This is a genomic window from Amycolatopsis sp. cmx-8-4, from assembly GCF_046548675.1.
Lineage (GTDB): Bacteria > Actinomycetota > Actinomycetes > Mycobacteriales > Pseudonocardiaceae > Amycolatopsis.
The window spans coordinates 1-19,234 of the sequence record NZ_JAEBDZ010000046.1 but is presented as its reverse complement, the minus strand read 5'-3'; the positions used below and the strand labels follow the sequence as shown (position 1 = coordinate 19,234).

The window sequence follows — 19,234 nt, the reverse complement described above, 5'->3', positions numbered from 1 at the left end:
GGTGGGTCCCTTCTGGTGGATGGGAGAGGGTCAGCGCCACGGGTCGGGCGCGGCGGCGGCGAGCCGGCGGGTGTAGTCGTGCGCCGGGTGGAAGATGACCTGGTCGGAGTCGCCGATCTCGACGACGCGCCCGGCGTTCAGCACCATCGTCGTGGCCGAGAAGTGCCGGGCGGTGGCGAGGTCGTGCGTGATGTAGAGGACGGCGAGATCGTTGTCCCGCTTGAGTTCCTCCAGCAGGTTCAGGATGTCCAGCCGGACCGAGACGTCCAGCATGGACACCGGTTCGTCGGCCAGCAGCACCAACGGCTGGGGCGCGAGGGCCCGCGCGATGGCGACGCGCTGGCGTTGCCCGCCGGACAGCTCGTGCGGCAGCTTGTCCGCGTACTGGTCGGCGGGCCGCAGGTGGACGCGGTCGAGCAGGTCCAGCACGGCGCGGCGGTCGCCGTCGAGCCCGTGGACGCGCAGGGGCCGCGCCAGCTGGTGGTGCACCGGCTTGACCGGGTTGAGGGAGGCGAACGGGTCCTGGAACACCAGCTGCACGTGCTTGCGGTACTCCCGCAGCGCCCGGTAGCCGGGGCGGCGGGGTTCGCCGTCGATCGTGATGGTCCCGGCGGTGGGCCGGTCCAGCCCGCACAGCATCCGGGCGATGGTGGACTTCCCGCTGCCGCTCGCGCCCACCAGCGCCAGGGTCTGCCCGGAGGTGACGGTGAAGCTGACGCCGTCGACCGCGCGGAACCCGGCGTACTCGCGCACCAGGTCGTGCGCGCTCAGCTCGGTCATGCCGACACCTCCTGGTAGAGGTGGCAGGCGACGTCGGTGCCGCCGACCGGCCGCAGCGTGACGTCGGTGGTGGTGCACTCCGGGCGGACGAACCCGCACCGGTCGGCGAACGCGCACCCAGCGATCGGCGCCGCCAGGTCCGGCGGGTGGCCGGGGATGCCGTGCCGGTCGCGCCGCTCCGAGCGCAGCGTCGGGAACGCGTTGAGCAGCCCGGCCGTGTACGGGTGCTGGGGTTTCTCCCGCAGCTTCACGCTGTCGCCGAGCTCGACGACGCGCCCGGCGTACATCACCGCGATGCGGTCGCTGATCTCCAGCAGCAGTGACAGGTCGTGGGTGATGAAGACGACCGCGAACCCGAGCCGTCGCCGCAGTTCCGAGAGCGCGTCGAGGATCTCCCGCTGCACGAGGACGTCCAGCGCGGTGGTGGGCTCGTCCATCACGACGACGTCGGGGTCGAGTGCGAGGGCCATCGCGATCATCACGCGCTGCCGCATCCCGCCGGACAGCTGGTGCGGATACGACCGGGCGACCCGCTCGGGCAGGCCGACGAGGTCCAGCAGCTCGCCCACCCGCGTCCGGCGCTCGGCCTTGGTCAGCTGCGGCCGGTGGGCGTGGAAGAGGTCCTGCAGCTGCGCGCTGACCCGCTGGACCGGGTTGAGGGCGTTCATCGCCCCCTGGAACACCATGGACATCCGGTCCCAGCGGAACTTCCGCAACGCGCCGCCGGTCAACGCCGTCACCGAGACCGGCGCGGTGTCGTGCACACCCTGGAAGGTGACGTTGCCGGCGGTCAGGTGCGCGGGGGCCCGCAACAGCCGCGTGATCGCATACGCCAAAGTCGTTTTGCCGCAACCGCTTTCGCCCACGATGCCGACCAGTTCGCCGCGGTGGACGTCCAGGTCGACGCCGCGGACGGCGTGCACCGGCCCGGTGGCGGTTTCGTAGTCGACGTGCAGGTTGCGTACCTGGAGCACGGGCGTCATCGGATGTCCCCCTGGGCGCCGCCGCGGCGCTGCACGCGCAGCCGCGGGTTGATCAGTTCGTCGACGCCGATGTTCAGCAACGTCAAAGCCGCGCCGAGCACCGCGATGCACAGGCCTGGCGGGATGAACCACCACCACGCGCCTTGGGAGAGCGCTTCGCCGTTCTGGGCGAAGAACAGCATCGTGCCCCAGGTGACGGAGTTGAGGTCTCCGAGCCCGAGGAACGACAGCCCGGCCTCGCCGAGGATGGCGCCGATCATCGCGAACACGAACTGCGAAACCAGGATCGGGTAGAGGTTCGGCAGGATCTCGACGACGACGATCCGCCACCCGCGTTCGCCGGACGCGCGGACGGCGTCGACGTAGTCCCGGTGCGCCAGCGACGCCGTCTGGGCGCGCAGGACCCGCGCGGAGGCGGCCCAGCTGGTGACCGCGATCAGCAGCGCGATCACGGCGATGCCGCTGGAGTGCAGGTAGCTGGCGGCGACGACGATCAGCGGCAGGGCCGGGATGACGAGGAAGACGTTGCCGATCAGGTTGAGCACCTCGTCGGCCCAGCCGCCCGCGTACCCGCCGACCACCCCGACCAGCGCGGCGAGCAGCATCGTGACCGTTCCGGCGAGCAGGCCGACCAGCAGCGACGAGCGGAAGCCGACGATCAGCTGGGCGAAGACGTCCTGCCCGTTGTTGGTGGTGCCGAGCAGGTGCGCGGCCGACGGTCCGGCGAGGAGGTCGTCGCCGGTCGCGTGCGGGTCGCCGACCAGCAGCGGCCCGATGACCGCGACGGCCGCGTAGACCGCGACGATGCCGGCGCCCAGCAGGAACTTCGGCCGCCGGGTCAGTGCGGAGACACGTCCGGCGCCGCGGACGGGCGTGATCACGGCCTGGGTCATCGGGCACCTGCTTTCGCCGTGGTGCGCACGCGCGGGTCGATGACCGCGTAGAGCAGGTCGACCAGCAGGTTCGCGCCGAGCACCGCGAGGGTGATGATCAGGAAGATGCCCTGCATCAGCGGGTAGTCGCTGTTGCGGACCGCCTGCAGCAGCGTGAACCCGATGCCGGGGTAGGAGAACACGGCCTCGGTGACGATCGCGCCGCCGACGACGAACCCGAGCGACACCGCGACGCCGGAGACGCTCGGCAGGACGGCGTTGCGGGCGGCGTAGGTGACCATCACCCGGCGGAGGCTGAGGCCTTTCGCCTGCGCGGTGACGACGTAGTCCTCGGCGAGCGTGGACACCATCATGTTCCGCATCCCCAGCAGCCACCCGGCCAGCGAGCTGACGACGATCGTGAGCGCCGGCAGCAACGCGTGGTAGACGACGTCGCCGACGAACTCGCCCGACCAGCCGGGCTCGATCTCGACGTCGTAGCCGAGGCCGAGCGGGAACCAGCCCAGGCCGGCCGAGAGGAAGTACAGCGCGGCCAGCGCCAGCCAGAAGTACGGGATGGCGGCGAGCATCGTCGACCCCGCGACGAGCGAGTCGACGACCCCGCGCCGGAACCACCCGGCCAGCGCGCCCAGCGAGATGCCGAGCGTGAACGACACGACCGTCGCCACGCCGACCAGGCCCAGCGTCCACGGCAGGGCCTGGCCGATGATGTCCCCGACCGGCGCCGGGAAGAACGTCACCGAGCGGCCGAGGTCACCGGTGAAGATCTGCCCGAGGTAGGCCAGGTACTGCTGCCACAGCGGGCGATCGGTCACGCCCAGCAGCAGTTCCAGCGAGTGCCGGGCCTCCGGGGAGACCGGCGCCATCGACGACTGCCGGGCCAGCACCGCGTCCACCGGGTTGCCCGGCGCGAGGCGGGGGATGAGGAAGTTCAGCGACAGCGCCGCGAGCAGCGCGACCGCGTAGAACATCAGCTTCTTGCCGAGGAACCGCATCTACTTGACCGGCTTGAGGTTCTTGGCGACGAACCCGGTGTCGGGGAAGCTGTCCGCCCGCGACAGCGCGTAGGCGTTGTCGTCGGTGGGCCAGCCGGTGACCTTCGTGGCGAGGAACGTCGCGTTCGGGCTGTTCTGGAAGACCGGGACGTAGGGCAGCTTGTCCAGCATCACGCGGCCGATCTCTTGGGCGCGCTGCTTGAGCACGGCCTCGTCGTCGGTGCCGGCCATCGCGGCCAGCGCGGCGTCGACCTGCGGGTCGGAGAAACGCGACCAGTTCGACGCGGCTTTCTGCCCGATCGGCGCGGTGGTCGCGGAGGCGAGCACCTGGTTGTAGAGCTGGTACGGGTCCGGTTTGCCGCCCAGGCCGTCGATGAGGAGCTGGAAGGTGCCGGTGGAGCGGTCGGAGTTGAACTGGGCGCTGGAAACCTGCTGCACGGTCAACGCGATCCCGGCTTCGGCGAGCTGCTGCTGCATCAGCTGCAACGCCTGGATGTAGTCGGTGTAGCCGGTGACGACCTTGATCGAGACGTCGAGGCGGCGGCCGCCCTTGTCGACGTAGACGCCGTCCGCGCCCCGGGTGTAACCGGCCTTCTCCAGGGCGGCCCGCGCGGCGGCGGGGTCGCGGGTGACCGGGCCGGTGATCCGGAAGCCGTCGTCCCGCGGGGTCTGCAGCAGTTCGGGGCTGGGCACCTTCGCGATGCCGAAGTAGACGGTGTCGACGATCCGCTTCCGGTCCAGCGCCAGGTTCATCGCCTGCCGCACGGCCAGGTCGTTCGTCGGCCAGCTCGTCAGGTTCGGCACGAGACTGGTCTGGTAGATGCCGGCCGACGGGACGAGGTGGGTCTTCGGGTCCTTGGCGACCCAGTTCTTCCGCGGGTCGGGCACGAAGGTGTTGCCCCAGTCGATCTTCCCGGCCAGCAGCGACTGGTTCGCACTCGTGTTGTCGCTGAAGGAGATGAAGCGCACGCCGTCGATGGCGGGCTTCCCCTGCTCCCAGTAGTTCGGGTTCTTCTTCAGCAGGAACGTCTGCGGCGAGAACGAGTCGAGGGTGAACGGCCCGGTGCCGACCGGGTTGGGGTTCAGCTCGGTGGCGGGGTCCGCGATCTTCTCCCAGATGTGCTTCGGCACGATCAGGGTGCGGCCCGCCGCGCCCCACAGCTGGTTGAACGCCGGCTGGGCGAAGGTGATCTTCGCGGTGTGGTCGTCCGGCGCGGTCGCGGCGGCCAGCGTCAGCCCGTTGGTGTTGAGCTCGGGGTGCTTGATCATGGCGTCGAAGGTGAAGGCGACGTCCTGGGCGGTGAACGCCTGGCCGTCCTGCCACTTCACGCCGTCGCGGGTGGTGACGGTGAGCGTCCGGCCGTCGGGGGAGAAGGTCGCCGCGGTGGCCAGCTGCGGCACCGGCGGACGCCGTTCGGCCATGTCGAAGAACAGCAGCGACTCGTAGACGGTGCCGCCGTAGCCCGCTTGGGCCTGGTTGGGCAGGAACGGGTTGAAGTTGCGGACGAACGCGCCCGACGCGCCGGTGTTGGCGGTGATGATCACGCCGTCGGCGCTGGTCGCGGTGCTGGAGCACGAACTCAGGGCGAGGCCGAGGGTGAGGACGACGGCGGCGGGGGCGAGCAGGCGGCGGTGCCTTCCGGCCTTCATGGGACTCCAGGAGTGCTTAAGCGGTTAACTCGATGGACGGCCACGCTGACGTCGCACTGGGAGGGCTCGGTGTCGTCAGGCGGCGATCGGGGGCGGGCGTGGGTTAAGCGCTTCACATCTTGTAACCTCGGTCACGTCATGTCAATGGACCGAAACGATGTCGGGGTAGCCTCGTGCGAGGTGAAGCGATTGAGTCAGCGAGTGGGGCGAGGAGCACGATGAAGCGGCTGACCATCTCGGACATCGCGGACGCGGCCGGGGTGTCGACGGGAGCGGTGTCCTACGCGCTCAACGGGAAGCCGGGGGTGTCGGCGGCCACGCGCGAGCGCGTGCTGGAGATCGCCGACCGGATGGGCTGGCGGCCCAGCACCGCCGCCCGCGCGCTGACCCGGTCCCGGTCGGGCGCGATCGGCCTGATCGTCGACCGGCCCGCCCAGGTGCTGGGCATCGAGCCGTTCTTCATGCAGCTGGTCTCCGGCATCGAGATGGCGTTGCGCTCGGACCCCTCGACGGCGCTGATGCTCGCCGTCACCGACGACCGGGACGCCGAGATCCAGACCTACCGCCGCTGGTGGGCCGAGCGGCGCGTCGACGGCGTCATCGTGGTCGACCTGCACGAGAACGACATCCGCACCGGCGTCCTGGCCGAGATCGGGCTGCCCGCCGTCGCGCTCGGCTACCCGCAGTCGGCCGAGGTGCCGTGCGTGTGGGCCGACGACGCCGCGCCGATGGAGGAGGCCGTCGGCTACCTCGCGGCGCTCGGGCACCGGCGGATCGCCCGGGTCGCCGGGCCGGACCGGTTCGCGCACACGCTGCGCCGGGACGAAGCGTTCACCAAGGCGGCCGAGACGCACCGGCTGGAGTGGTCGAAGACCGTCCACGGCGACTACTCGGGCGACAGCGGCGCCCGCGCGGCGCGGCGCCTGCTGTCGGAGCGCGACCGCGCGACGGCGGTGATCTTCGACAACGACGTGATGGCGTTGTCGGCGATGGCCGCGGCCCAGGAGATGGGCGTCTCGGTGCCCGAGCAGCTGTCCATCGTGTCCTGGGACGATTCGGCGCTGTGCCAGCTGGTCCGCCCGGCGGTGACGGCGCTGGACCGGCACATCACTCAGCACGGCGTGCTGGCCATCGAGACGCTCAACGAGATCCTGGCCGTCGGCGCGGCGGGGCACGTCCAGGCGCCGGCCCCGATCCTGATGCCCCGGGCCAGCACCGGCCGGGCTCCGCAGGACCGCTGATGACGACCGTGCCGCGGACGCGTCTCGACCTCACCCGCATCGAGGCGGCCCGCCGGGTGATCGACCCGGTCTTCCTCGACACCCCGCTGTACCCCTGCGAGCCGCTCGGGCGGGCGCTCGGGTGCCGGGTGAGCGTCAAGCTCGAGACGGCGAACCCGGTGCGCAGCTTCAAGGGCCGCGGTACCGAGGTCGTCGTGAACGGTCTGAGCGGGCGGGCCGCGGTGTGCGCCAGCGCGGGCAACCTCGGCCAGGCCCTCGCCTGGTCCGCGCGCGGCCGTGGCGTGGACGTCACCGTCGTGGCGTCGCGGTCCGCGCCCGCGGTCAAGCTCGAGCGCATCCGCGCGCTGGGCGCCCGGCTGGAGCTGGTCGACGGCGACTTCGACGAGGCGCGCGAGCGGGCCGTGGCCATTGCCGAGCACGACGGGATCCGGCTGGTCGAGGACAGCCTGGACCTCGAGACGTGCGAAGGCGCGGCGACCATCGGCCTGGAGCTGCTGGAGACGCCGTTCGACTCCGTCCTGATCGCGCTCGGCGGCGGTGCGATGGCCACCGGGATCGGCCACGTCCTGAAGACGCGCGCACCCGGCGTCGAGGTGGTTTGCGTGCAGCCGGCGGGCGCGCCGGCGATGACGCGGTCCTGGCGGGAACGGCGCGTCGTCACCACGGACTCGACCAGCACCATCGCCGACGGCGTCGCGGGACGGCGGCCCATCCCGGAGGTCCTCGGCGACCTGCTGCTCGTCGCCGACGACGCCGTCCTGGTGCGGGAGGAGTCGATCGTCGCCGGGATGCGGCTGCTGCTGGAGCACGCGGGGCTGGTCGTCGAACCGTCGGCGGCGCTGGGGGTCGCGGCGGTGCTCGAGGACCGGGACCGGTTCGCCTGCCGGCACGTCGTCGTCGTCGTCTGCGGCGGCAATGTCGACCTGGCCGCCTACCACCGCTGGCTCGGCACCGGCCTCCCGTAGGCTGCCGAGTCGTGCGAGAAGGATTTCACGACGACCTCAAACGTCTGAGCGAGCTGCTGGCGACCATGTGCGACCTGGCGGCGACGGCGATCCGGCAGGCCACCGAGGCCTTGCTGAACGCCGACCTCAGAGTCGCCGAGGAGGTCATCGCCGCCGACGCGGGCCTCGACGCCCACCGTGCGCGGTGCGAGGAGGACGCCTACTCGCTGCTCGCCCTGCAGGCCCCGGTCGCCGGCGACCTGCGCCAGGTCCTGGCGGTGGTCTACTGCGCGGAGCGGATCGAGCGGATGGGCGACCTGGCCGCGCACATCGCCGACAGCGCGCGCTACGCCCATCCCGACCACGCCGTGCCCGCGGAGCTGAACCCGACGTTCCTGCGGATGGGCGAGCTGACCGCGGGCATGGCCGAGGGCGTCGCGACCCAGATCCGCACGGGCGCCGGCGGCAGCTACCGCGATCTGCGCGAAGCGGACGAAGCCGTCGACGCGCTGCACGCCGAGCTGCTGTCCGGGATGACGGGTGCCGGCTGGGGCCACGGCCACGGCGAGGCCGTCGCCGCGGCCCTGGCGACGCGGTTCTACGAACGCTTCGCCGACCAGACCGTCTCGGTGGCCAAGCGGCTGGAGTTCGCCAACACCGGAGACCTCCCCGGTTAGACCGTCCGCGGACACCGGCGTGTCTGCATTCCACCGGAAGTCGCGCCCCGAGCCTGCGGGAGCCCGGGTGACCGGGCATGACCGCGGTGCGCTGAAGAAGGGACCCCATCCATGCGCTTCACCCCACGGGGCACGAAGTTCTTCGACCTGCTGACCGACGCGGCGAAGAACCTCGTGACCGCCACGGCGCTGCTGCGCGACCTCGTCGTGGGTGACCCTGGCCTGCGCCGCGGCCCTGTCGCTCGGGACGTACTCCGGCGGCCTGCGGATCATGCGGACGCTCGGGCGCCGCGTGTTCCCGCTCGACCCGCCGCACGGGTTCGTCGCGGAGTCGGTGGCGTCGTCGGTGCTGTACGTGACGGCGTTCGCGGTGAAGGCCCCGATCTCGACGACGCACGTGATCACCGCGGCGATCATGGGCGTCGGCGCGACCCGGCGGCTCTCGGCGGTGCGCTGGGGCATCGCGCGCGACATCGTGCTGGGCTGGGTCCTGACCTTCCCGGCGGCGGCCGCGGTGTCGGCGGCGGTGTTCTTCGGGATCAGCGCCCTCACCTGAGCACGACCCTACGGCGTGTCCAGTGCCCGTGTTGGCCACTCCGGTCGGTGTGTTGGCCGTTCCGGGCACCGTATTGGCCGTTGTCGATTGGCTCGTCGTTCACGAACGGTTACCGTGATCACCGGAGTGGCCAACACAGCGACTGGAACGGCCAACACGGTGACCGGAGTGGCCAACACGGCTGTCGGGAGCCGGCGAGTCCTCAGCGCCGGGACTCCAGCCGGACCACGAGCACCGTGCAGGCGGCGTGCTGCACCAGTGCCTGGCTCGTCGAACCGAGCAGCATCCCGGCGAAGCCGCCGCGGCCGCGGTTGCCCACCACGACCAGCTGGGCCGTCTGGGCGGTTTCGAGCAGGGCGTGGCGGGGGCGGTCGCGGCACAGGATCCGGCGGATCCCGACGTCCGGGTACTTCTCCTGCCAGCCCGCCAGCCGCTGGGCGAGCAGCCGCTCCTCGTCCTCCCGCGCCGACTCCCACTGCGGCATGATCCGCACCGCGCCGTAGAAATCTTCGTAGGTGATGTCGCTCCAGGCGTGCACCGCGACGAGGGGTGCGCGGCGGAACGACGCCTCCTCGAACGCCGCGGCGATCGCGAGTTCGCTCGTCTCGCTCCCGTCGACCCCGACCACGACCGGGCCCGACTCGGGGACGTGTGCCGTGCCGTGGCGGCCCCGGATCACCGCCACCGGCGAGTGCGCGTGGTCGACGAGGGTGGCCGCGGTCGTGCCGAGGAGCATCCCGGTGAAGCCGCCCGAGCCGGACGCGCCGACGACGACCATCCGGGCCTGCCGCGACAGCCCGACGAGCAGCGCCGCCGGGGACTCGACCGGCGTCTTCGCCGTGACCACCAGGTCCTCGTCGATCGACGCGGCCACCTTCCGGGAGCCGGCGACGACCCGGTCACCGTCCTGGCGCACCGCGTCGAACAGGACGTCGGTGCCCGCCATGCCGCCGTCGTGACGGAGCTCGGTGGACCGCAGCCCGTGCACGATCTCGAGCTCGAGGTGCCGGGCGGACGCCATCTTCGCGGCCCACGACACCGCCGCCATCGACGCGCCCGAGCCGTCGACGCCCACCACGACCGTCCGGTTCCTGTCCTTCATCGGGTCTCCTCAGCTACTCGGGCGGCCGGCGTCGGGCGGAACCGCTTCGTGGGGCCGGACGACCGCGACCGGGCACGGCGCGTGCACGATCAGCGCCTGGCTGGTCGAGCCGAGCAGCATGCCGGTGAAGCCGCCGAGGCCCCGGCAGCCGACCACGAGCAGCTGCGCGTGCTCCCCGCGCTCCAGCAGCGTCCGGACCGGGCGGCCGCGCGTCACGTCGAGGTCGATCGTCAGGTCCGGGAACTTCTCCCGCCAGCCGCCCACCTGGTCGGTGAGCTTGGCGCGCTCGGCCTGGTCGATCTCGGATCCGTTGTCCTGCAACGGATGGGGCCGCAGGACGCCGTCGGCGACGATGTCGCTCCAGGTGTGCACCGCGGTGAGCGTGCTGCCGCGCAGCCGCGCCTCTTCGCACGCGAACGCGAGCGCCGCGTCGCTGTCGGACGAGCCGTCGGCGCCGACGACGACCGGTCCCGCCGCCGCGCCCAGGCCGCGCACCACGACGATCGGGCAGTGCGCGTGGGCGACCACGGACACGGCCGTCGAGCCGGCGAGCATCCCGGTGAAGCCGCCGAGCCCGCGGGACCCGAGCACGACCAGGTCCGCGTTCCGCGACTCCTGGACGAGCGCGGTGACCGGGCTCCACTCCCGCGCGGCGGTCGCGATGTCGAGGCCGGGGGACTCCGCGAGCACCGCGGTTCGCGCCTCGGTCAGCCGGCTTTCGGCGCGTTCGGCCAGCCCGGTGCGCACCTGGTCGTGGGTCCCGGCCGCGATCGGGGCGTGCACCTGCGGCAGCGCGTGGACGTGCACCAGCCGCAGGGGACGCCGTCGCCGGCGTGCTTCGGCGCCGGCCCAGACCGCGGCGTGCACCGCGGCCGCCGAGCCGTCGACCCCGGCGACGACCGCGCCGCGTGGCGCGGTCACAAGGTGCTTTCGGCGACCGCCGCGACAGCCAGGATCGTGCCGATCTCGTGGCCCCAGGCCCGGATCAGCGGCCGGTCGTCCGTGCCGTCGAACACCCGGTGGTCCCGGGCCGCCAGCTGCCGCACGAGCTCGCGGGCGGGCTCGTGGCCCGCCGCCACCGGGCCGCGGGTGAACAGCCAGACGGGCAGCCACCGCAGACCGTCCGAAAAGGACTCCGCGAACGCCCGCGCCGGGGCGAGCCACTGCCCGTTCGCCACCGGGCTGCCGAGGAGCACGGCGTCGAAGCCCTCGAGCGACGGGACGAGACCGACGTCCCGGACCTCGACATCGGCCGCCGCTCCGGCGTCGGTCATCGCGGAGCCGACCGAGCCGGCGAGGTGTTCGGCGATTTCCCGGGTGGCACCGTGCCGGGTGGCCACCGCGACGAGGATTCTCATGGTTCCAGCCTCACCCGGCCGCGGCCCCGGGAGCAGAGGCCAACGACCTCGCCCGGACCGGCGAAGGACCCTGCGGCCTGCTAGTGGACGACGGCGACCGGGCAGGCCGAGCGCGCGAGCAGGTCGTTGCCCGTCGACCCCAGCACGGCCCCGGCGACCGGGCCGCGGCCGCGGCTGCCGACGACGATCAGCTGGGCGTCGGGCGCGACGGCCATCAGCACGCGCGCCGGTTCACGGTCCTCGACGACGCGCGTCGTGACGTCCAGGTCCGGGTGCTTTTGAGCCAGGCCCGCGACGAGCTCGTCGAGGTCGCGCCGGTCCTCGGGCGCGGTGCCCGGGACCGATGGCCGGCCGGCGTGGGCCACCACCAGCGGCACCCCGCGCGCGACGGCCGCGTCGACCGCGAACCGCAGGGCTTCCTCGCTCGCCGGCGACGAGCCCACGCCGACCACGACCGGGCCCTGCGGCCCGGCCTGGCCGCGGAAGACGACCACCGGGCAGTGCGCGCCGGCGGCGACCCGGAGGGTGACCGATCCGGTCAGGGCGCCGCGCAGGCCGCCGAGGCCGTGCGAGCCGAGCACGATCAGGGCCGCGGTCCCGGACGCCGCGAGCAGCAGGTCGACCGCGAGCCCCAGCTCCACGTGGACGTCGACCTCGACGCCCGGCGCCGCGGTGCGGGCGATCTTCGCCGCGTGCCGCGTCCGCCGGGTCACGTGCTCGGGCAGCAGTTCGGCCTCGTCGCCCGGGTCGACCACGCACGCGTGGAACAACCGCAGGTCAGCGCCGCGCCGGGCCGCCTCGTGCGCGGCCCACCGGACCGCGCGCAGCGACCCTTCCGAGGCGTCCACCCCGACGATCACCGCGGCCTGGTCGGCCATCACCGCCTCCTGACGTCCGTCGCCCGGACGGCGACTCCGGCCAGCATGTCGCCTCGCGGGCCGGCGCGTCAGAGCACGAAGACCTCTCGGCCGGGACCAATGGTCACCCGCCCGCGGCCAGGTACCGCTGCGGGTCGCCGCCCGCGCGGGCTCCACTGCCGAGCCAGCGGGCGAACCCCTCGCGGTCCCGGCGTTCGAGCTCGTCCAGGTAGGCCTGCCGCGACCGGACCACACGCCGGCGGGCCGGCTCGTCGGGGGCGCGCAGGAGTTCGCCGTAACTGCGCCGCCACGCCAGGCACAGCTCGGCCGTGGACAGGTCGGCGACTTCGGTGACTTCGGTGCCTCCGGAGGCACCTGGGGCTTCCTCCACGACGACCGGAGGGGTGCTCGGCGCCGGGCGGGGCCGGAACCGCCACACCGCCCACGCCGTCGCCACCACGACCAGCAACGAGGCGGCCGCCGTCCCGCCCGCGACGGCCACCAGGCCGCTGACCGCCAGGCCGGCCCCGAGCGCGCCGAGCCCGGTCACGACACCGATCGTCACGGCGGAAGCCGCGGATCCGGTCGCCGCGAGCCGCTCGCGCACCGCGGGAAAGCCCGTCACCGCCAGCCACGCGCTGACGCCGACGGCGAGGCCGAGCATGCCCCACCCGACGAGCGCGCCGGCCGGCAGCACGACCAGCCCGACCGCGCCGAACGCGGTTCCGGCGACGATCGACACGATCCTGGTGATACGAGTGAACATGAGCGCCTCAGTTCTGGTGAACGACCACCCGAGCACGACGGCGCCGGGGTCCGAGGCGTAGTGCCGAGTGTAGCCCCGGAACCGGTTTCCGGCGGGGATCCCCTGATCGGCCCCCCGGCGCCGGGCTCCGGCAATGTCCTTTGTGGATCGAACGGGCGGCGCTCAGCGGAGCCGGCGGGTGCGCCGGACGATCACGCGAACCGGTCGACCAGGCCGCTCACCCGTGCGGTGCCGTCGGCCGGATCGGGGGTCCGGACGCGGTCGCCGAGCCGCACCGGCGCGGGGTAGCCCAGGCGCGGCGGATCGGCGTCGACCGGTTCGGCCGGCCGCAGCCGCGTCGCGACCTCGAACACCACCGTCAGCGCGGGCCGATCGCCGCCGGTGGCGGTTTCGGTCAGCCAGGGCTCGTCGGCCGCGGTCAGCGCTCCGGCGGGATCAGCGCGTCGTAGGACCGGAAGAGCGCCTCGGCCCGCGCGGGGTCCACCCGCAGCGCCGGCCGCAGGGCGGGGCCGTAGTCCCGGATCGCCCGGTCGGCCGCCGGCGGGAAAACCTTCCGACAGCCGCTTCGCCGCACCCCCGGCGAGCCGGTCGCGCACCGCGTCGAAGCGCGAACCTCGCGGTGGGGTCACGTCGCGGGCGGGTCGGGGAGCTCGAGCCATTCCAGGTCCATCGGCACCAGCGTCGTCGAGAGCACCAGCTCCCGGAGGAGGTTCACCGTCAGGGTCAGGCCCACCGGTTCACCCACCTCCTCGCGTCGCAGACCGTGCACGCCGGCGTCGGAAAGCCGTTGCCGGACACGGGAAACGATATGCTCGACGCGCTTGGCCGTCCAGCTCTCGCGCGGCCGCCGCTCACCGAGCTCGGCGGCCGCCTGCTGGCGCGACAGGGGCAGCGGCTGCGGGTCGTAACCGAGGTAGCGCTGCCCGAGCACGGCCAGCACCAGGTGCTCCTCCGCGGTGAGCCGCCAGCGTTTCGGCGGGGCCGTCGGGTGGGTCGGCCGGGGCGCGGTGGCCGTGTCCTCCCCGTCGGAGACCAGCAGCTCCAGCACGTGCTCGCGGTCGCGCGTCCCGCGCAGGAACAGCGCGGTGTAGCCCGCGGCCAGCGGCAGCGGCTCGCTGTCGCGGTGCAGCAGGACGCTGTCGGACAGCCGGATCGGCGAGCGGCCGGTGTTGCTCAGCCACCAGCGGTCCCGGTCGTGGGTCAGCAGCCCGTGGACCCGGCTGATCCGCAGGTCGTCCTCGCCGACGCAGACGTCGACCTCCAGGCGGTTGCGGCCGAAGCTCACCCGGCTGCCGTCGGCCGGGGGCACCGCGATGCCGCCGGTGACGGTGAGCGCGCTCAGCGTGCCCGGCACAGACGCGGTCACGTCGTGGCGCAGGCTGCGCTGGCGGTGCGGGTCGAGGCGTTCGGCGGGCACGGGCTACCTCCGCTCGTAGGCGCCGATGTCGAAGCCCGCGCCGGCGGGCCGGGGGACACCGTCGAGGTCGAAGGCGGGGGCGAGCGCGGCACTGCCGGTGTCGACGGCGGCCGAGCCCGCCGCGAGGTGGTAGTCACCGGGGGCCGCGAACCCGGGGTCGCCGGTGAGGTTGTGGTCGGCGGTGAACGGCCCGGCGGTCACCGGGCCGTCGCCGAAGACGTTGTTGCGCAGGATGTTCGTCCCGGCGAACCGGTCGCCGCCGACGTGCACCGAGCCCTTCGCGTTGCCGGCGAAGGTGTTGTTGACGACCGTGAGGTCGCGCATCGTGCCGGTCGACTCGACCCACAGGTCGAGCCCGGCCTGCGCGTTGCCGGTGGAGAGGTTGTCGAAGACCCGCACGGCCGAGAGCAGCCGCGTTTCCGAGTAGTCTTCGACGGCCAGGCCGATCCCGGCCTTGCCGGCGTCGCGGGTCCCGCTCACGACGTTGGCGTAGACGTCCACAGTGGACGAAGAGTCGACGTAGATGTTCGGCCCGCGGTTGCCGGTGACGACGTTGTGGTGGATCTTCACGCGGGCGGTGTCGTCGTACTTGACGTCGATGCCTTCCTCGCCGTTGTCGTGCACGCGGCAGCCGGACACCTCGACGTCGGAGGAGCCCGAGGCGATGCTGAGCGCCTCGTGGTCGGCGGAGGTGCCGCGGGCGTTGGTGCCGCGGATGTCGCAGTTCCGGATCGTGGCACGGCGGGTGGCGACGAGCACGAGCCCGCCGTCCTGTGCGCCGTCGACGCCGAACCGGTCGAACACGAGGTCGTGCGCGCCCTCGGCGTAGACCCCGAAGCCGGTCGAACCGGCGACGGTCAGGCCGCGGAACTCCAGCCAGGAGTGGTTGCCGACCGCGAGCAGGCCGGCGTCGCCGCCGGTGCCGGTCAGCACGGCGGTGCCGCCCATCCCGGTGAACCGGATCGGCCGGCCCGGGCCGCCGTCGTGCCGGATGGCGAGGCCACCCGGGTAGGTCCCGGCCGCGATCGCGACGGTGTCACCCGGGCGGGCGACGTCGGCCGCGGCCTGGACGGTGGCGTACTCGCCGCCCGGTCCGACGTGGAGGGTCCGCGGACCCGCTCCGGCGGCCCCCACGGCCGTCGGAACGACCATGGCCGCCACCGTCAGCACCACGCCGGCCACACCCCGCACCGCCACCTCGTCCCCCTCCGGCCCGCCGGCGGCGCCGGCCTGGCCCTGTTTTTAGCCGAGCCCGCCTGGGACCGGTCCCCGGTTCACGGCAGCCGTCCGGCTTCCCCGCCGCCGGCCCCCGAGCGCCCCAATGTGGCGTTGGGTGCGTCCAACGCACCCAATGTGGCGTTCGGTGCGTCCAACGCACCCAACGCCACATTGGGGCGCATGAGAAGCCGCGGTCACGGCAGCCGTCCGGCGAGCGCGGCCGCCAGCGTCCTGGCGTCGCCGCACAGCGCGTTCCCGCTCGCCGCCCCGGCGTCTTCGAGGGTGACGACGGCGATCTCCTCCCGGTTCGGCTCGGTGCCGCGCAGCACCGGCAGCGCCGGGGTGTAGAAGCGGTGCACGACCTGCACCGCGCAGGCGGGCCGGTCGCCCGGCACCGGCGCCACGACGGCGCTGCGGGTGCCGGCGCGGATCCGCTCGCCGGGCACGTCGGTGTCCGCCTCGATCGGCCATTCCCGGGTGTAGCGCACGGTGATCGTGCGGGGATCGTCCTCCCAGGTGCAGCCCCACCCGCCGAACTCCCGGTCGGCCTGCGAGGCCCGGACCGAGACGCTCGCCGTCACCGCGGTGTCGAGCAGGCCGCAGGCGTCGACGTGGGCGAGCGACCAGTCCGGGAACGGCCGGTCGCGCCGCGGCAGGGTCCCGTTGGCGAGCATGGGCAGCACGTCGGAGAGCACCGAATCGGAGATGGTGCACAGGGGCGCGTCCTGCGCGCGCGTCACCGGGCGCGAGGTGACGTCGATCCGGTTGGTGTCGGCCAGCGAGATGCTGCGCTCGCAGGCGCCGTCGCGGGCCTCGGGGCGTTCGATGTCGCCCATCCGGCCGGGCACCGGGGGCCTGGTCGGGTAGCGCAGCGGGCCGGTCAGGTCGAGGGTCGTCTGCACCTGGCCGGTGCCGTCGGCCAGGGTGGTCGTGACCACGCAGGTGCCGAAGTTCTTCAGCTCGGGGTCCACGAACGGCTGACCGAACCGCGTGAGCGAGTCGACCGAGATCGCCGCGCACGGGTCCGTCGCGGCCGGATCGGCGCCGAGCGTGTTCGGCCCGCCCGCCGGGGTGGCCGACGGCGGCCGGCTGAGCAGGAACCCGGCCACCAGCGCGAGCACCGCGGCCAGCGCACCGACCGCGAGGAGCCGGCGGCGGAACCGGCGTCGTGGCCGCCGGGGCGCGGGGGTGTCCGCTTCGAGCAGGGCGACGGCCTCGGCCGCGGTGGGCCGGTCGGCGGGGTGGCGGGCCATCAGCGCGTCGAGGACCGGGCCGAGCCGGCCCGCGCGCTCGGCCGGGGCGGGCCGCCCACCGGCGGCGCGGCGCATCTGCACGAACGGGCCGTCCTCGCCGGACCCCCACGGCGACCGGCCCTCGACCGCGGCGTAGAGGGTGGCGCCCAGGGAGAAGACGTCTGATTCGGGACCGGCCTCGCCGCCGCCGGCGACCTCCGGCGCGACGTACCCGAGGGTGCCGGTGAGCTGGGCGCCGCCGGTGCGGGTGACCTCGGTCCAGCGGGCGATCCCCAGGTCGGTGAGCTTGGCGACGTCGTCGTCGGTCACCAGGACGTTGCCCGGTTTGACGTCGCGGTGGACGATGTCGCGGGCGTGCATGGCCGCGAGCGCCGCGGCCAGCTGCGCGCCGATCCGCCGGACCCGGTCCTCGGGCAGCGGGCCGCCGTCGTCGACGAGCTCCTCGAGGCTGCGCGCGGCCAGGTACTCGGTGACCAGCCAGCGCGCGTCGACGTCGTCGGTGACCGTGTCGAACACCGTGACGACGTTCGGGTGCAGCAGACCGGCCCCGATGCGCGCCTCCCGCCGGATCTGCCCGGCGTCGGCGTCGAGGGATCGTTTGAGCGACACTTGCCGGCCCAGTTCGAGGTCGAAGGCCCGCCAGACGACGCCCATGCCGCCCTGTCCGAGCTCCTCCTCCAGCCGGTACCGGTCGGCTACGACGCGACCACTGCCCACCCGCGGAGTCTACGAAACGGCCCGGCACCCCGCGCGCGGCACGTCACGACGGTGGCGGGGGTGGTCTCGGTGAGCGGCATCCCGTTCTTGACTCCGCAAGTAATACCGAATTACCGTCACGGTGCGAGACCACCCGGTCACCCGATTTGTCCTGACAGCCGCCACTGTCGCAGCGGATTCCTCCGCACACGATCGTAGGAGCGGCATGTTCCCGAGGTCAGGTGTCCCAGAACGACGCAAGTCCCGGCCCCGGACGGCCGCCGGCGTGACGGCCGGGCGAGTGCTCGCCGTGGCCGTGACGGCGCTGGCCGCGGCCGGGCTGGGCGTCACCGGCGCGGCGGCGGCGGCGGGAACGGGCGCGGTCACCGGGATCGGCGGCAAGTGCCTCGACGTCACCGGCGGCTCGGCCGCCAACGGCACCCGGGTCCAGCTGTGGACCTGCACCGGCGGCCCGGCCCAGCAGTGGACCGCCGGTGACGACGGGTCGATCGCCGCGCTCGGCAAGTGCCTCGACGTGGCCGGCGCGTCCGCCGCCAACGGTGCCGCCGTGCAGGTCTACGACTGCAACGGCACCGGCGCCCAGCGCTGGACCGCCGACGCGGGCCGGCTGGTCAACGCCGGGTCCGGGAAGTGCCTGGACGCCGCGGGCGTGTCCAGCGCGGACGGCACCAAGCTGCAGATCTGGACGTGTTCGACCGGGGCGAACCAGCAGTGGGTGCTGCCCGGTACGACGACGGTCCCGCCCGCGAACGGTCCCTGCCCGCAAGGCCCTTTCGGCACGCCGTTGCCGTCGTCGACCCTGATCGCCACCAAGATCAAGGACGGCTTCAACTTCCTGGAGGGACCCACCTGGGACGCGGCGACCCAGACCCTGCTGCTGACGAACATGCACGACGGGGCGGGCGCCGAAAACGTCCAGCCGTCGGACATCCTGCGGTTCACACCGTCGACCGGCGCGTTCGCCACGGCGATCGCCGGCGCGGGCAGCAACGGGCTGGCCATCAGCCGCGACGGGAAGTCCGTCGTCGCCGCGACGCACGACCAGCGCAGCGTCTCGTCCTACGACCTGGCGACGGGCCGGCGGACGACGCTCGCGGCGACCTACCAGGGGCACCTGTTCAACTCGCCGAACGACGTGACGGCAGGCGCGGACGGCACCGTCTACTTCACCGACCCGGACTTCCAGCGCGCGAACCGGGCGGACCAGATGTCGGGCAGGACGAGCGTCTTCCGGGTGCGCGACGGTGTGGTCAGCTTGATCGACGACACCATCCGCGAGCCGAACGGCATCGAGCTGGCCCCGGACGGGAAGACGCTGTACGTCGGCGGCAACGCGACGGGCAAGATTTACAGGTATCCCGTCAACGCGGACGGCAGTACCGGTGCTCGCAGCGACTTCGCGTCGGTGGCGGGCACGGACGGCGGCACGATCGACTGCGCCGGCAACGTCTACCAGGCCACCTTCGGCGACGGGAAGGTCCACGTGTTCTCCCCGGCCGGCCAGGCCCTCGGCACGATCTCGGCCGGCCAGAACACGACGAACATGGCCTTCGGCGGCCCGGACGGCAAGACCCTCTACGTCACGTCGGGGACGCCGTCCACGGGCGGCGACAACGGGAACTTCGGGCTGTACAGCATCCGGCTGAACGTGCCGGGCTGGCCGTACTAGACCGGCGGTCGTGAGTGCGTAACAGTGTTCTAACACTGTTACGCACTCACGAGGGGGTCGGTCAGGTGCAGTTGACGCCGGCCTGCTTGTAGTTGTCCTTGTTGACGATCGTGGTCTTCGCGATCGTCTCCGCGGGCAGCTCCTTGCCGTTCTTCACC

At 73.1% G+C, this 19,234-nt stretch carries 19 protein-coding genes; 5 read left to right on the top strand and 14 right to left on the bottom strand.

Annotated features, from left to right (window positions below; translation table 11 throughout):
- Positions 1–30: 30 nt before the first annotated feature.
- From ACLJQZ_RS45545 to ACLJQZ_RS45525, 5 genes are read right to left on the bottom strand one after another with little or no spacing between them, the layout of a single operon-like run.
- Complete coding sequence (locus ACLJQZ_RS45545; protein ID WP_410627661.1) at positions 31–780, bottom strand: ABC transporter ATP-binding protein; 750 nt, start codon at positions 778–780, stop codon at positions 31–33.
- The gene (locus ACLJQZ_RS45540) at positions 777–1,763 is read right to left on the bottom strand and encodes an ABC transporter ATP-binding protein (protein ID WP_410627659.1); all 987 of its coding nucleotides are present in this window, start codon (positions 1,761–1,763) and stop codon (positions 777–779) included. Before ACLJQZ_RS45540 ends, ACLJQZ_RS45545 begins: the two co-directional genes overlap by 4 nt.
- On the bottom strand, positions 1,760–2,656 hold the full coding sequence (locus tag ACLJQZ_RS45535; RefSeq protein ID WP_410627657.1) for an ABC transporter permease: 897 nt from the start codon (positions 2,654–2,656) through the stop codon (positions 1,760–1,762). The genes ACLJQZ_RS45540 and ACLJQZ_RS45535 overlap by 4 nt, the downstream gene beginning before the upstream one ends.
- Entirely contained in the window at positions 2,653–3,651 is a 999-nt protein-coding gene (locus ACLJQZ_RS45530) for an ABC transporter permease (RefSeq protein ID WP_326954382.1), read from the bottom strand. The genes ACLJQZ_RS45535 and ACLJQZ_RS45530 overlap by 4 nt, the downstream gene beginning before the upstream one ends.
- Positions 3,652–5,301: an ABC transporter substrate-binding protein gene (locus ACLJQZ_RS45525; protein WP_410627656.1), complete on the bottom strand. Its 1,650-nt coding sequence runs from the start codon at positions 5,299–5,301 to the stop codon at positions 3,652–3,654.
- A 218-nt stretch (positions 5,302–5,519) separates the two neighbouring features.
- Between ACLJQZ_RS45525 and ACLJQZ_RS45520 the strand changes: the two genes are divergently transcribed.
- The 4 genes from ACLJQZ_RS45520 to ACLJQZ_RS45505 all read left to right on the top strand — a co-directional run bounded on the left by ACLJQZ_RS45520 (position 5,520) and on the right by ACLJQZ_RS45505 (position 8,719).
- Positions 5,520–6,542, top strand: a complete 1,023-nt coding sequence (locus ACLJQZ_RS45520) for a LacI family DNA-binding transcriptional regulator (RefSeq protein ID WP_326948268.1) — start codon at positions 5,520–5,522, stop codon at positions 6,540–6,542.
- Positions 6,542–7,507 (top strand): threonine/serine dehydratase, encoded by a 966-nt coding sequence (locus ACLJQZ_RS45515; RefSeq protein WP_410627654.1) that lies wholly within the window; start codon positions 6,542–6,544, stop codon positions 7,505–7,507. The genes ACLJQZ_RS45520 and ACLJQZ_RS45515 overlap by 1 nt, the downstream gene beginning before the upstream one ends.
- An 11-nt stretch (positions 7,508–7,518) precedes the next feature.
- Positions 7,519–8,163, top strand: coding sequence for a phosphate signaling complex PhoU family protein (locus ACLJQZ_RS45510; protein WP_410627652.1), 645 nt, complete (start codon positions 7,519–7,521; stop codon positions 8,161–8,163).
- Positions 8,164–8,374: 211 nt separating this feature from the next.
- Entirely contained in the window at positions 8,375–8,719 is a 345-nt protein-coding gene (locus ACLJQZ_RS45505; protein ID WP_410627650.1) for an anion permease, read from the top strand.
- Between the two features lie 202 nt (positions 8,720–8,921).
- Here ACLJQZ_RS45505 and ACLJQZ_RS45500 read toward each other — a convergent pair whose 3' ends face one another.
- From ACLJQZ_RS45500 to ACLJQZ_RS45460, 9 genes are all read right to left on the bottom strand, one after another.
- Positions 8,922–9,821: a universal stress protein gene (locus tag ACLJQZ_RS45500; RefSeq protein WP_410627649.1), complete on the bottom strand. Its 900-nt coding sequence runs from the start codon at positions 9,819–9,821 to the stop codon at positions 8,922–8,924.
- A gap of 9 nt (positions 9,822–9,830) precedes the next feature.
- On the bottom strand, positions 9,831–10,742 hold the full coding sequence (locus ACLJQZ_RS45495; protein WP_410627647.1) for a universal stress protein: 912 nt from the start codon (positions 10,740–10,742) through the stop codon (positions 9,831–9,833).
- On the bottom strand, positions 10,739–11,179 hold the full coding sequence (locus ACLJQZ_RS45490) for a flavodoxin domain-containing protein (protein ID WP_410627645.1): 441 nt from the start codon (positions 11,177–11,179) through the stop codon (positions 10,739–10,741). Before ACLJQZ_RS45490 ends, ACLJQZ_RS45495 begins: the two co-directional genes overlap by 4 nt.
- 80 nt (positions 11,180–11,259) lie before the next feature.
- A complete protein-coding gene (locus ACLJQZ_RS45485) occupies positions 11,260–12,057 on the bottom strand; it encodes a universal stress protein (protein ID WP_410627643.1) in 798 nt (265 codons plus the stop codon).
- A gap of 103 nt (positions 12,058–12,160) precedes the next feature.
- A complete protein-coding gene (locus ACLJQZ_RS45480) occupies positions 12,161–12,802 on the bottom strand; it encodes a hypothetical protein (RefSeq protein WP_410627641.1) in 642 nt (213 codons plus the stop codon).
- 191 nt (positions 12,803–12,993) lie between these two features.
- Complete coding sequence (locus tag ACLJQZ_RS45475) at positions 12,994–13,431, bottom strand: hypothetical protein (protein ID WP_410627640.1); 438 nt, start codon at positions 13,429–13,431, stop codon at positions 12,994–12,996.
- A complete protein-coding gene (locus ACLJQZ_RS45470; protein WP_410627638.1) occupies positions 13,428–14,219 on the bottom strand; it encodes an FHA domain-containing protein in 792 nt (263 codons plus the stop codon). The genes ACLJQZ_RS45475 and ACLJQZ_RS45470 overlap by 4 nt, the downstream gene beginning before the upstream one ends.
- Before the next feature lie 3 nt (positions 14,220–14,222).
- Positions 14,223–15,416 carry a right-handed parallel beta-helix repeat-containing protein gene (locus ACLJQZ_RS45465; RefSeq protein WP_410627636.1) on the bottom strand — a complete coding sequence of 398 codons (1,194 nt, stop codon included), beginning with the start codon at positions 15,414–15,416 and terminating at the stop codon, positions 14,223–14,225.
- A 215-nt stretch (positions 15,417–15,631) separates the two neighbouring features.
- Complete coding sequence (locus ACLJQZ_RS45460; protein WP_410627634.1) at positions 15,632–17,407, bottom strand: serine/threonine-protein kinase; 1,776 nt, start codon at positions 17,405–17,407, stop codon at positions 15,632–15,634.
- 265 nt (positions 17,408–17,672) lie between these two features.
- Between ACLJQZ_RS45460 and ACLJQZ_RS45455 the strand changes: the two genes are divergently transcribed.
- Positions 17,673–19,076 carry an SMP-30/gluconolactonase/LRE family protein gene (locus tag ACLJQZ_RS45455; protein ID WP_410627632.1) on the top strand — a complete coding sequence of 468 codons (1,404 nt, stop codon included), beginning with the start codon at positions 17,673–17,675 and terminating at the stop codon, positions 19,074–19,076.
- Positions 19,077–19,234: the final 158 nt, after the last annotated feature.